Genomic DNA, 11,477 nt, shown 5'->3' with positions numbered 1-11,477 from the left:
GTTAAGGGCAAGGTTGCAATCGTGACAGGGGCCGCCAAGGGGCTGGGCGCTGCGATGGCGAAGGCGCTGGCGCGAGAAGGTGCCAAAGTGCTTTGCACCGACCTTGATGTGGAGAACGGGCAGGTTGTTGCTGACGAGATTGCCAATGAAGGTGGCGACGCAGCCTTCATGCAGCAGGATGTTGTGGATGAGGCGCGCTGGGAAGCCGTGACGGCTTATGCGGAAGAGCGTTTCGGCGGACTGCATATTCTCGTGAATAATGCAGGCATTGCGCCGGAAGGTGGACCGATCGAGGAAAAGACACTCGAATCCTGGAGGCGCACCATTGAGATTGATCTCGACAGCGTGTTTCTTGGCTGCAAACACGGTATTCGTACCATCAAGAAGCACACTTCCAAGGGTGGCATGGGTGGTTCGATCATCAATCTTTCATCGATACTCGGCCTTGTCGGCCAGCCCAATGCGAGCGACTACAATGCGGCGAAAGGTGGCGTGTGTCTTCTCACCAAGTCAGCAGCGCTCGAATGTGCAGAGGCTGGATATAATATCCGCGTGAACTCGGTCCATCCCGGCTATATCGACACGCCCATGGTTCGCGACACACTTAATCGCGGCACGGTGCAGGGTCAGCCGGTCGGGCCAAACGAGATGCGTGAATTGCTGACGCTGCTTCACCCGATTGGCCGCCTCGGCATTGCCGAAGAAATTGCCAATGCGGTCCTCTTCCTCGCAAGCGACGAGTCGAGCTTCATGACGGGCTCGGAAGTGGTGGTGGATGGCGGATACACTTGCCGCTAAAGGCTCAGCGCGGGTTCGGCATCAGCAGGGCCCGCTCCTGACCCGGTTCCGTGGGGTAGCGGGTTTGTACAATGGCGATCACTGCCGCCACGGTCAGGGCGACGGTCAGGAAGATCATGAATTTTCGGGTCAGACGCGGCATAATGTCATTTCCTCCACATGACGGTTTGAGAGTGACACGCGGGAGGAGGCGCCTGCCATCGGACCAAGCGACGCAGGGTGAAATCTCCCGGCGTTTGCGCCGGTGGCGCCAAGCCGCTAAAACCACGAAATATGCGAGCCGGGGACCGGCCCGCTGCATCAATTTCACAATGCCGATGGGAGAACTTCTTGGAAAAGTCTGAAATCCTGCGCCTCGAGGCCTATCTGCGCCAGAAGTTCCAGCTTCCTTCAATCGTTGTGCGGCAGCGCCCGCAGAAGGATGATTCCGCCGAAGTGAATATCGGGGATGAATTTATCGGTGTGATTTTCAAGGATGTGGATGAAGGCGAAACCTCCTACGCCTTCAACATGGCGATCCTCGATATCGATCTGCCCTGAGCGTCGCTCGCGAGCGGGTCAGTCCAGTATCGGGCCCTGCAAGCCGTCGATCTCCTCAATGGCGCTGAAACCATTGACCAGTGAGACGACGGCTTCATCTATTTGCAGCCAGTCTTCTATGTGGTGGCGCTTGTAGCGATAGGAAAGCTCCAGCCCCGGCCCCAGAAGCAGCGAGCGCGAGCAGTTCGGGCTTTCGATCTGCGCAATGATCCGGTCGCAGATAAGGAGCAGGATGCGGGCTTCACCATCCTTGCCGACCAGCAGATCCTGATTTGCATAGCCGGAATTGTCGCGGAAGCGGAAAAGCTGCAACCCGTTCGGGCCGGGTTCTCCGTCGGTTGATTCCAGATATTTCGCATAGATGCCTTGCAGCCTGCGCGACGAGTTGAGGGGAGCCGAACTCTCGCTCAACGAGAAATAGACAACATCCGAGCGGGCGGAATTGTCGATGAAGCTTTCGGCAAGTTCCGTCGTGAAGGGCTGCATATCGGGCAGCAGCGCATGCATGTCGATGGCCTTCATGCGGCCGCCGCTCCGCTGGCTCGGATAGCGCGTATAGGCTTCAGGGATGAGGAAGCGCGTTTCGCTGATGATGACATCAACCTTGCCGCTCCCGGCGCTCGCGCGCGGGTCGAGGCCGAGCAACTCGCCGGGCGTCGGGCCGAAATAGTAATAGAGAAAGATACCCGACAGCGTAAGCACGCCGGCCAGCACCAGCGCCGGAATGATCCAGGCGGGCCGCTCGCGGACCAGTTCCTCGTTTGATTGAGTGCCTCGCGCCACGCCGCCCCCGATCTGCGCGCTTCATCTGTTGTCTCTAATTGAAACGGGGCCGGAGCAATCCGGCACGTCCGCTCCCCGAAGACATGCTCTGCCACCCGCGCATGCTTCGAATGACTTCTTATAACCCACTGAAATTAAAAGATCATTTCAAATCTTCGTGCGCGTCTCCGGGCCGTCTCTCCCGCTGGTATGGCGCTTGCGGACAGTGGGGGCATGACCAGTTTCGTTTTCAAATCGCTAATGCTTGCAGGCGCCTTCCTTTTCTTTGGGGGGCATCTGCCCATGCCGGAAGGGCGCGCGGGGGCGCTGCCGGGATTTGGCTGTGAAGCCGATCTCGGCACCTGCCGGCTGGGCGAGGCAGAGATTGCGGTGGGGGATCGTTCCCCGCTTCTTGCCTCCCTTGCCGAAAGGGCCAAGGGGCAACCATTGGCTGATCTGAAACGTCATCTGGCTGACCCGGAATTTGTGAAGCTGCTCGACGAGCGGGTGGTTCCGGTTTTTGCGGTGGAGGCTGCTGAAAGGCAGGTCGCCACCATCGCCAGTCATTTCATCGAGGGGGTCGCAACCGGCCGCCATTGACGGCCGGACGACGAGCAGCAGGGGCGTTCATGGGGCAGTTCACGGCATTTTTCTTTGCCATCGCAACGGGCTTTGTTGCGGCGGGTCTCAGCAGCAGCTTTTACCGGCTTGTGCGTAACAAGCCGCCGAGCTTCCAGCTTGATACGGAATCGACTCTGGGGCAGATCGTGGGCGTGTGCACGCTGATCTTTGCCGGTCCTACCGTCATCCTTCGCAATGCGTTGCGGGCGCAGGTCTTCGAGAACAGACCGCCTTTCTGGATGCTGCTTTCAGGCTGCATCGCAACCATGTGGAGCTTTCTCTCGGGCGTCTTCCTTCTGGGCGTGATGCTCTCTGCCTGATCAGCTTCGGCGGCTGACGACGCGGCGACCCAGCGCGGTCGCAAACAGCGCACCGATGCCGCCGACAATCGCCCAGACCCATTCAAGCGCCATCAGCACAAGGTTCCACGCCGTCTTGAAGCCACGAAGGCTCGTCTTGCCGGTAATTTCAATGATGCCGCGTGTTTTGGTGCCGAGCTTGCCGCTCATCTTCGATACACGCGCAAGGTCTTCCGTGCTTTCCACATAGCGCATCAGGCGGACGGCTTCAGCGGGACCCGCCGCGCGCTCAAGCGCTGCCACATCATCGAGAACCGGCATGACGCGCGCCATCGAGACACCATCCGCATAGTTGCTGATCGCCCGGCGGGTTGCCGCCGTATCCGCAAGATCGACAGCCCGGAGCGTGTCGCCCAGCTTGTCGAAATTCATCGCTTCCTGAAGAAGCCGTGTCACATTCCGCGCGAAGCCGGTGGTGACAGTGCCGGCCTTCCGCGCAACCTTGAGCACGGAAACGCCGACACGGGCCGGAAGCCCCGCGCCGCCCGTTGCAACCGTTGCCGTGGTGGCGGCGAGGCCGACGACAGAGAGGCCGAGGATCATGGTCGAATATTCTTCACCCCGGACGAGCTTCGAGCCTTCGCTGCCAATATCCCGAATATCGCCAATGACGGTGAGGTCGGAAGCGACTGCGCCCATGAAGGCGGGCGTGTCGTCGCCCGTGCCGGTCACGAAGCCGGTAACGAAGCTGCCCGTGTTGCGCGCGGCGCGGCGGGCGAAGGCATTTTCTGCTTCAAGCCGCACTTGCGTTGCTGGTGCGACGGGCATGTCCATGTAGGCGGCAATCTCCGCATACATGGCAGCATCATCATAGGCGTCATTGTCGAGCGCCTCGTCGATACGGCGGCTGAGATCGGCGCTTGTGGTTTTTTCGGAAAGTTCCGCGCGGATGAAGGGGTCAACGGGGATGTCGTCATCCTGCACATAGTCATCAAGCAGCCCGTGCTCGAATGCCGTCATGAAGAGAAGGGGCAGGGCGATCAGAAATATGACGAGGCTGATGACAAACCGCATGAAGAACTGCCCCCGCGAGCATTAACTAGTATGAGCGTTAACCAATCGTCCTGATGCGCAGCGCACCGCCCATCCTCCGTGTCGTGACGGAAGCTTGAGGCATAGGGCGCCGATGCGCAATCGCCCGTCAGCCACCCACAGGGCCGCCATTCTTTGCCGTGATGACGAGGACCGAAGGGCGGGGAGGCATATCAGGCGCGAAATCAGGCCAGCGCGTTGCCGGATCGTGGAAGGTTGAGGCGCGTTCGAAGCCTTCATAGTCCTTCGTGCCATCGGCGCCCGGATGCTGGACGGCAAGAAAGAGCGTCTTTCCGTCCGGTGTGAAGCAGGGGCCGCAGACTTCGGCACCCACAGGCGCACGGAAGATGCGCCGTGCGACGCCGCGCTTCTCGCCCGTGGTGGCGAGAGCGTAAAGCCCGTCAGCGCTGCCCGAGGCTTTCTTCCAGCTCGATCCCTGATCGGTTGTGACCCAGAGGCGGCCCTTTCCATCGGTGGTGAAATTGTCGGGGCAGGTGAACCAGCCATCCGCGTCAATCTCTTCATGCCATTTCGCACCGACGGCGGGGTCAGCCGGATCACCGCATGTGACGATGAGATCCCATGTGAATGTTTCGCTCGCATGGTCGCCATCGGCAGGTGTGAGTTCCAAGACCTGCCCCCAGATATTGCCCGCGCGCGGGTTGACGGCATCTGTCTTTTCGCGCTCCTTCGCATTGGTCAGCGCGACATAGACGCGGCCTGTTGCTTCATGGGGTGTCACATCTTCCGGGCGGTCGAGCGGCGTAGCACCGAGAAGGTCGGCGGCGCGGCGCGTTTCGATCAGCACATCGGCCTGTGAGGCAAAGCCGTTTGTCTCGTCCAGCCCGTTTTCACCGAAGACAAGCGGCAGCCATGTGCCGCTGCCATCTTCCTCGAAGCGGGCGACATAGAGCGTGCCGCTGTCGAGAAGCGATGCGTTTGCCGCGCGGTCTTCGCGCACCTTTTCTGCGGTCACGAATTTGTAGAGATATTCGAAGGCCTGATCGTCGCCCATATAGAGGGCGAGGCGGTTATCCTTTGTCAGCGCATTCTCGCAGCCCTCGCGCTTGAAGCGGCCAAGCGCGGTGCGCTTTATCGGCGTTGAGGCAGGATCAAGCGGGTCCACTTCCACCACCCAGCCATAGCGGTTCGGCTCATGCGGCTCCTGCGCAAGATCGAAGCGTTTGTGATAGACGCCCCAGGGGTAGGAAATCCGGCCCGGCACACCGAGGCGCTTGTGGTTCTCGGCCTCGCGCTCATCGGCATTCTCGCCCATGAAGTAGAAGTTGAAATTCTCCTCCGACATGAGCCATGTGCCCCAGGGCGTGATGCCGCCCGCGCAATTATTGAAGGTACCCATGACGCGGCGGCCTTCCGGGTCTTCGCTTGTTTGCACACGCGGATGCCCCGCAACGGGGCCGGAAAGATGCATCTCTGTCGCAAGCGGCGTGATGCGACGGTTATAGGGGCTGTCGCGCACGACCTGCCATTTGCCATCGTCACCGCGCGCGACCTCGATAATGCTGCCGCCATGCGCGGCCATGGAAATCTCGACGATTTCGCGCGTGTAGAAGGCAAGGAGATTGTTCTCCGGGTAGCGCGGATGCATCAGCTCATCATTCGTATATTCATGGTGGATGCAGAGCAGGCCGCGATCACTCGCATTGGAGCCGTAAGGCAGCGGGATGAAGCCTATGAAGTCATTATTGTAGCCGAACTGGCCGAGCTGCGCCGTGGCACTCTGGTTATGCGTATCAAGCTCCGGCGCGTCCTTCAGAACGGGGTCGCCCCAGCGGATGAGAATATCGGCCGTGTGGTCTGCGGCGACGTGGTGAGTGCCGTCGATGCCGGAGGGCACGGCCTCGAAGCCGAATATGTCATCGGGCAGTTGCGTGGGTGTTGCCTCGGGCGCGTCATCGCAAGCGGCGAGCGAGAGGATGGCGGGCGAAGTGGTGGCGAGCAGGGCGGCTTTGCCCATGCCTGTGAGGAAGCTCCGCCGTGCGATGCGGCGCTGCCAGAGCGCGGCAAGGGGCGCTGCCGTTTTCCGCTCTATGGCGACGTCATCCAGCTCTTCGATGGTTTCGCCGATGGATTTCCGTTCCGTCATATCGTGCCCCTTGTCTCCTTGTTCCCCGTCAGGCTGCCGGGCAGTCCTGCCGCCCGGATGACAGCCTTTTCGTCCGCTCGCTGCAAGTCTCGTATCCCGGTGCAGGCCGTGTCATAGTCCCGGCAAAACAATCAGCTTCAGGAGGGGTGCCATGCCTGTTTATGCCATTGGAGACACAAAACCGATCCTGCCGCCCGAGGGCGAATACTGGATTGCGCCCAATGCGGAAGTGATGGGTAACGTAAAGCTTGAGAAGAATGCCAGCGTCTGGTTCGGCGCGGTGCTTCGCGGCGACAATGAACTCATCACCATTGGCGAAAACTCCAATGTGCAGGACGGGTCGGTGCTTCACACCGATCCCGGCTCGCCGCTCACCATCGAGCGCGACGTGACCATCGGCCATATGGTGATGTTGCATGGCTGCACCATTGGCGCAGGCAGCCTTGTCGGTATTGGCAGCATCATTCTCAATGGTGCGAAGATCGGCAAAGGGTGTCTCATCGGCGCTAACTCGCTTATCGCCGAGAACAAGGAAATACCGGACTATTCGATGGTGCTTGGTTCGCCCGGCAAGATCGTCCGCACGCTCGACCAGGAAACCGCCGAGGCGCTTCGCCTTTCGGCAGACCATTACGTCGAGAACTGGAAGAAATACCGCGCAGGCCTGAAACGGATCGATTGATGCGGCGCGCTTCATTCCTCCTCATCTTCCTTTTCACCTTCGTGCTCTTTGGGTGCGATGGGGAGGAAGTACGCCGCGCGGTTATCGAGACGAAAAGCGGTGCCGTTCATGCGTTCGAGCTTGAACTGGCACTGACACCGGAAGAGCAGCAGAAGGGACTGATGTTCCGCACCAAACTGCCGGAGAATGCGGGGATGCTCTTTTTCCATCGCGTCTGCGTGCCGGCTTCTTTCTGGATGAAGAATACGCTTCTGCCGCTCGACATGATCTTCATTGCGGCGGACGGGCGCATCGTCCGCATTGCCGAGATGACGGAGCCGGAGACGCTTGACATTCATGTCTCGGGCGAACCGGTCAACGGCATTCTCGAAATTAATGGCGGGCTTTCTCAACGTCTTGGCATAGGCGAGGGGGATTATCTCCGTCATCCCTGGTTCGGGCCGGGGGGTGAGGCTACTTGCGGCTGAATTTATCCGTTAATGTGCCCGCATAATCATTCAACAAAAGCGCTACAGGAGAGGAAAATATGAGCCAGGCCAAAGCCGCCCAGTCGGAGCCGCAGGAAGTTCTCTATGAGGTCGCCGACCACATCGCAACCATCACGCTCAATGCGCCGGACCGTATGAATACGATTTCGGGGCCGATGCTGGACCAGCTCACCAAATGCCTCCAGAAAGCGGATGCCGATCCCGAAGTGCGTTGTGTGATCCTCACGGGTGCAGGCCGTGCCTTCTGTGCCGGTCTTGATCTGCGCGCGCAGACGCAGGGCGGTGGCCTTGCCATCGGCTCGAGCGGCGGCGTGACCTCCACCACGCTCGACCTCAAGAACACGCCGCCGACCGTGTTGCAGGAAATGGAAAAGCCGACCATCTGCGCCGTGAATGGCGGTGCCGCGGGCTATGGCATGGATACGGCGCTTGGTTGCGATATCCGCATCATGGGCAAGTCGGCCAAGCTCGCCGCAGCCTTCTGCAAGCGCGGGCTTGTGCCCGAATCGGGCGGGACATGGTATCTGCCGCGTCTTATTGGCTGGTCGCGGGCGGCAGAACTCATCTTCACGGGGCGCACGCTCAATGCGGAAGAGAGCGTTGCCTGGGGGCTTGCCTCTGAAGTTGTGGAAGATAGCGAGCTGATGGCGCGGGCGCGGGCGGTTGCGATGGAGATTGCGGCGAATGCGCCGCTTGCCGTGCGGGCTGCCAAGCGGATGATGCGCATGGGGCTGAATGAACCCTTCCCCGAGCATGTGCATCACGTCTATCTGCAGCTCCTGCCGCTGATGCGGACGGAAGATGTGAAAGAAGGCATGATGGCCTTTGTCGAGAAGCGCACGCCCAACTTCAAGGGCCGGTAAGCGCCTTCTCCGGATGGGGCTGCGGAGAAACGCATAAAGATGGATTGGGGCAAAGCCGCGCTTCATGTGGCGACGCAGACGCAGCGGGCAGCGCGGATGATTTTCGCGCTGCTTCTGCTTGCGGCGGCTTTTGCCCTCAATGCGCCCGCCCTTCACGCGGCGGAGTTTTCTGGCAGCTATGACGGCATTGGCGATGCGGCGGGCATGTCGCTTGTCCTCAGCGAAATCGAGCGGCGCGTTGTAGGGAAACTCACTCTCCCCTCCGGCTTGGTCTATGCGCTGAACGGGGAGCGCGCGGGGGCGGGCGAGGGAGATGCACAAGGCGCACTTCGCCGGGCGGATGGCGGCGGCAGCGGCGCCTATTTCCATGTCGAGGAGCGCCCGCTCGGCGTGCAGTTCCTTTTCATCCCTTCCAGGGCGAATGGAACGCCGGACCTTGCGCTCGCGCGGGAATATTCCTTTCTGACCAAGGGCGCGAAACTGCCCGCCGCCGCGCAGCAGGAGCCTTATCGCCCTGCGCCTGCGGAGCCTGTCGATGTCGTCGTCTTTCTTGACAGCTTCCGCAGTTGGTCACCGGAGGCCATATCGCAGCACTATGCAGCGCTGCCCGACAAGGCGCGCGGGCTTGTCCTTCTTTATGATCACGCGACGGCGGAATTGATGTGGCGTCTCTGTGAGGCGGCACCGCAACCGGGAACGGAAAGCGCGAAGCGTCTTGCCGAGATTCAGGACAGGCAGCAGACGGATTGCGCGACCTATCTGCGGCTCGTGAAGGCTGCGCAGGCGGGCGGGCTCTTCCCGGAGTTTCTGCGCCGCTCCCTGTTTCAGCTAGAGCTTGTCCGGGCAACCATCCTTTGTGATCGCGGGGAGACATCGCCTGCGCGCTGCGCTGATGCGAGCGCGCTTGCAGCGCCGCTTGTACTGCGCTGGCGCCGCGCGGATGCCATCATGGCGGAGCTTGCCGGTGATGTTGAAATTGAAGAACCAGCCGAGGACGCAGCCGCAGGCGATGAAGAATCCGTTGAAGCGGTTGCCGAAGCCGTGCCCGCCTCGCCGCAGGCGGTGCCTCCTTCAAATCTGAAGCTGCCGCTCGCACGGCCGGGCGGGGCGGACCATATGGCTACCGCATCAAATGCGCGGGATGAGGCAATCGACTTCGAACCTGATGTCTCGACGCTTTCCATCGAGACGATCAGGACGCATCGGTTGCCCCTCAGGCGGCCCTGAGACGCATCAGGCCGCGATCTCGACGAGCTGAATCTCGAAGGTGAGATCCTGTCCGGCAAGCGGATGGTTCGCATCAAGCCGCACCGCTTCGTCCGTGACGTGGGTGATGACGAGGCCGATCTCGCTACCATCCTGACCGCGCGCGGTGAGGCGCATGCCCGGCTGCGGAATCATTTCCGGCGGAAGCTCGGCGCGCGGTACATCCTGCACAAGGCGCGGATCATGTTCGCCATAGGCTTCCGCGGAAGCGATAGTGAAGCTCTTTGTGTCGCCGGGTTCCATGCCGAGAACGGCATTCTCGAAACCAGCGATCACCATATGGTCGCCAATCGCAAATTCGATAGGGTCGCTTCCGAAACTCGAGTCGAAAACAGTGCCGTCATTCAGAGTGCCGGTATAGTGGACGCGCACCGTGTCGCCGTCTTTCGCTGCCATTGTCCTGCCTTTCGGTTAGGTGAGTGTTCAGGCCGACAAGCAAAAAAAGCCTTCAGTACTTAACCGAAGGCCCCCGGATCATCGACAGGAAAACGATAGCATCCCCGCGCGGTTCTGGCCACCGCGCAGGTGAGCAAAATTCTCTGGATGCGTCAGTAGGTGCGGCGCCAGACGCGGCGGATCTTCGCATCCACTTCCGGCCCCATGGAACTCCAGGCTGTACGGTCGCGTGTCGTGTCGGCGATGAACATTGTGTCTGTCCGCCCGATATGCTGGCTCAGATCGTTGAGCAGCCCGGCAGCCGTGGCATCCGTGTTCACGCACCAGACATTCGGCGCGAGCTTGTAGGCCGGCCCGAGCGACATGATCGCCTGTTCAAGCGGCCCTGCGAAACGCGCCTTGATATCCATCACGATGATAAAGTTTGCCGTCTCCGGCTGGCGGCGGCGCTCCACCTGGCCCTTGCCGGGACCATAGGATACTTCCGGTTCATTCACCTTCTCGGCCTGGGGCACGATGGAAGTAAAGTCCGCTGCAGCAGCGACATCCTCTGCGGGCTGCCCGGTTTCCTGATTATCGGCCAGCGCTTCATGCTCCTCGGCGGGGGATGCTTCCTCCTCCGGTGCGGCAAAAAGCGGCGCGAAAAGCGGAATGTCGATCGCATAGCGCCACATGCTGGCACCTGCGGGCGTGCCTTCCGGCGCTAGCAGGCTGTGCTCCGCCACGCGACCTTCCGCGACATAGCCCTTCATCGCCTCGAAGCTGTAGGGACCATAAACCTTGTCCCCATATTTCAACACCCAGCGCTGCCGGCTATCGGCTGCGTTTTCTGTGAAATTCCCTGCGGATGCTTCTGCTGGATACGCCATGATGTCGTCCACATGCGGCCTTTGCCGCTTCCTGATGGATTTGGTCCGGTCATTTTTAAGCAAATTTGGTTACCGCAAGGTCAACGCGACAGCGCTTGCTCATGGCGTATTGAGCGGGCAAATTCCCCCCAAGCGTGGAAAGCTGCGGAAAGACGCGGTTAACACAAACTTAACGGGAAGCGCCTGATGACCGAATTCTGCAAGACCGAACGCGACGGGCATGTGCTCGTCGTTACCATCAACCGGCCGGAGCGCATGAATGCGCTGCACCCGCCCGCCAATTTCGAACTCGAGAAGGTGTTCGATGATTTCGCGAAGGATGATGACCTCTGGGTTGCCATCATCACGGGCGAGGGCGACCGCGCTTTCAGCGCAGGTAACGACCTGCGCTGGCAGGCGGAAGGCAACAAGATCGAAGTGCCGAAGACGGGCTTTGCCGGTCTCACCGCGCGCTACGACCTCAACAAGCCGGTGATTGCTGCCGTGAATGGCGTGGCGATGGGTGGTGGTTTTGAAATTGCGCTCGCTTGCGATCTCATCATTGCGTCCGAGAACGCCGTTTTCGCGCTGCCGGAGCCAAAGGTCGGTCTTGCGGCCCTTGCGGGTGGTCTCCACCGTCTGCCGCGCCAGATCGGCGTGAAGCGCGCCATGGGCATGATTCTTACAGGCCGCCAGGTGCCTGCAAAGGAAGGAC

At 60.7% G+C, this 11,477-nt stretch carries 15 protein-coding genes; 9 read left to right on the top strand and 6 right to left on the bottom strand.

Annotated elements, in window-relative coordinates:
• On the top strand, positions 1–798 hold a 798-nt coding region (locus tag WBF74_RS04885; RefSeq protein ID WP_424436027.1), incomplete at its 5' end, for a glucose 1-dehydrogenase.
• 4 nt (positions 799–802) lie between these two features.
• Here WBF74_RS04885 and WBF74_RS04880 read toward each other — a convergent pair.
• Positions 803–940: a hypothetical protein gene (locus tag WBF74_RS04880; protein WP_424436024.1), complete on the bottom strand. Its 138-nt coding sequence runs from the start codon at positions 938–940 to the stop codon at positions 803–805.
• Positions 941–1,128: 188 nt separating this feature from the next.
• Between WBF74_RS04880 and WBF74_RS04875 the strand changes: the two genes are divergently transcribed.
• A complete protein-coding gene (locus tag WBF74_RS04875; RefSeq protein WP_424436021.1) occupies positions 1,129–1,338 on the top strand; it encodes a DUF3126 family protein in 210 nt (69 codons plus the stop codon).
• An 18-nt stretch (positions 1,339–1,356) separates the two neighbouring features.
• Here the strand turns inward: WBF74_RS04875 and WBF74_RS04870 are convergent, their stop codons facing one another.
• On the bottom strand, positions 1,357–2,121 hold the full coding sequence (locus WBF74_RS04870) for a hypothetical protein (RefSeq protein ID WP_424436018.1): 765 nt from the start codon (positions 2,119–2,121) through the stop codon (positions 1,357–1,359).
• A 213-nt stretch (positions 2,122–2,334) separates the two neighbouring features.
• On the opposite strand from WBF74_RS04870, the gene WBF74_RS04865 reads away from it, so the two are divergent.
• A complete protein-coding gene (locus WBF74_RS04865) occupies positions 2,335–2,700 on the top strand; it encodes a hypothetical protein (RefSeq protein WP_424436015.1) in 366 nt (121 codons plus the stop codon).
• 29 nt (positions 2,701–2,729) lie between these two features.
• Complete coding sequence (locus WBF74_RS04860; protein ID WP_424436012.1) at positions 2,730–3,041, top strand: DUF6949 family protein; 312 nt, start codon at positions 2,730–2,732, stop codon at positions 3,039–3,041.
• Here WBF74_RS04860 and WBF74_RS04855 read toward each other — a convergent pair whose 3' ends face one another.
• Complete coding sequence (locus tag WBF74_RS04855) at positions 3,042–4,094, bottom strand: hypothetical protein (RefSeq protein ID WP_424436009.1); 1,053 nt, start codon at positions 4,092–4,094, stop codon at positions 3,042–3,044.
• Positions 4,095–4,221: 127 nt separating this feature from the next.
• A complete protein-coding gene (locus WBF74_RS04850; protein WP_424436006.1) occupies positions 4,222–6,219 on the bottom strand; it encodes a PhoX family protein in 1,998 nt (665 codons plus the stop codon).
• Positions 6,220–6,370: 151 nt separating this feature from the next.
• On the opposite strand from WBF74_RS04850, the gene WBF74_RS04845 reads away from it, so the two are divergent.
• From WBF74_RS04845 to WBF74_RS04830, 4 genes are read left to right on the top strand one after another with little or no spacing between them, the layout of a single operon-like run.
• The gene (locus WBF74_RS04845) at positions 6,371–6,901 is read left to right on the top strand and encodes a gamma carbonic anhydrase family protein (protein WP_424436003.1); all 531 of its coding nucleotides are present in this window, start codon (positions 6,371–6,373) and stop codon (positions 6,899–6,901) included.
• Positions 6,901–7,368 (top strand): DUF192 domain-containing protein, encoded by a 468-nt coding sequence (locus WBF74_RS04840; RefSeq protein ID WP_424436000.1) that lies wholly within the window; start codon positions 6,901–6,903, stop codon positions 7,366–7,368. Before WBF74_RS04845 ends, WBF74_RS04840 begins: the two co-directional genes overlap by 1 nt.
• Before the next feature lie 59 nt (positions 7,369–7,427).
• On the top strand, positions 7,428–8,252 hold the full coding sequence (locus WBF74_RS04835; RefSeq protein ID WP_424435997.1) for an enoyl-CoA hydratase/isomerase family protein: 825 nt from the start codon (positions 7,428–7,430) through the stop codon (positions 8,250–8,252).
• 39 nt (positions 8,253–8,291) lie between these two features.
• Positions 8,292–9,479, top strand: a complete 1,188-nt coding sequence (locus tag WBF74_RS04830; protein ID WP_424435994.1) for a hypothetical protein — start codon at positions 8,292–8,294, stop codon at positions 9,477–9,479.
• A 6-nt stretch (positions 9,480–9,485) separates the two neighbouring features.
• Here the strand turns inward: WBF74_RS04830 and WBF74_RS04825 are convergent, their stop codons facing one another.
• Both WBF74_RS04825 and WBF74_RS04820 read right to left on the bottom strand, forming a co-directional pair.
• On the bottom strand, positions 9,486–9,914 hold the full coding sequence (locus WBF74_RS04825) for an FKBP-type peptidyl-prolyl cis-trans isomerase (protein WP_424435991.1): 429 nt from the start codon (positions 9,912–9,914) through the stop codon (positions 9,486–9,488).
• A gap of 152 nt (positions 9,915–10,066) precedes the next feature.
• Positions 10,067–10,783, bottom strand: coding sequence for a hypothetical protein (locus tag WBF74_RS04820; RefSeq protein ID WP_424435988.1), 717 nt, complete (start codon positions 10,781–10,783; stop codon positions 10,067–10,069).
• A gap of 186 nt (positions 10,784–10,969) precedes the next feature.
• Between WBF74_RS04820 and WBF74_RS04815 the strand changes: the two genes are divergently transcribed.
• Positions 10,970–11,477, top strand: a 508-nt coding sequence (locus tag WBF74_RS04815; RefSeq protein ID WP_424435985.1) for an enoyl-CoA hydratase-related protein, incomplete at its 3' end; no start/stop codon positions are given.

This window comes from Parvibaculum sp. (assembly GCF_049672805.1).
Lineage (GTDB): Bacteria > Pseudomonadota > Alphaproteobacteria > Parvibaculales > Parvibaculaceae > Parvibaculum.
Note: the sequence above shows the minus strand (reverse complement) of the source record. Positions and strands in the feature narration are given on the sequence as shown.

Bases quoted from the DNA above. Each gene is read 5' to 3' on its own strand.
- WBF74_RS04880 (WP_424436024.1), bottom strand. From the start codon at position 940: ATGCCGCGTCTGACCCGAAAATTCATGATCTTCCTGACCGTCGCCCTG.
- WBF74_RS04865 (WP_424436015.1), top strand. From the start codon at position 2,335: ATGACCAGTTTCGTTTTCAAATCGCTAATGCTTGCAGGCGCCTTCCTT.
- WBF74_RS04860 (WP_424436012.1), top strand. From the start codon at position 2,730: ATGGGGCAGTTCACGGCATTTTTCTTTGCCATCGCAACGGGCTTTGTT.
- WBF74_RS04855 (WP_424436009.1), bottom strand. From the start codon at position 4,094: ATGCGGTTTGTCATCAGCCTCGTCATATTTCTGATCGCCCTGCCCCTT.
- WBF74_RS04850 (WP_424436006.1), bottom strand. From the start codon at position 6,219: ATGACGGAACGGAAATCCATCGGCGAAACCATCGAAGAGCTGGATGAC.
- WBF74_RS04845 (WP_424436003.1), top strand. From the start codon at position 6,371: ATGCCTGTTTATGCCATTGGAGACACAAAACCGATCCTGCCGCCCGAG.
- WBF74_RS04840 (WP_424436000.1), top strand. From the start codon at position 6,901: ATGCGGCGCGCTTCATTCCTCCTCATCTTCCTTTTCACCTTCGTGCTC.
- WBF74_RS04835 (WP_424435997.1), top strand. From the start codon at position 7,428: ATGAGCCAGGCCAAAGCCGCCCAGTCGGAGCCGCAGGAAGTTCTCTAT.
- WBF74_RS04830 (WP_424435994.1), top strand. From the start codon at position 8,292: ATGGATTGGGGCAAAGCCGCGCTTCATGTGGCGACGCAGACGCAGCGG.
- WBF74_RS04825 (WP_424435991.1), bottom strand. From the start codon at position 9,914: ATGGCAGCGAAAGACGGCGACACGGTGCGCGTCCACTATACCGGCACT.
- WBF74_RS04820 (WP_424435988.1), bottom strand. From the start codon at position 10,783: ATGGCGTATCCAGCAGAAGCATCCGCAGGGAATTTCACAGAAAACGCA.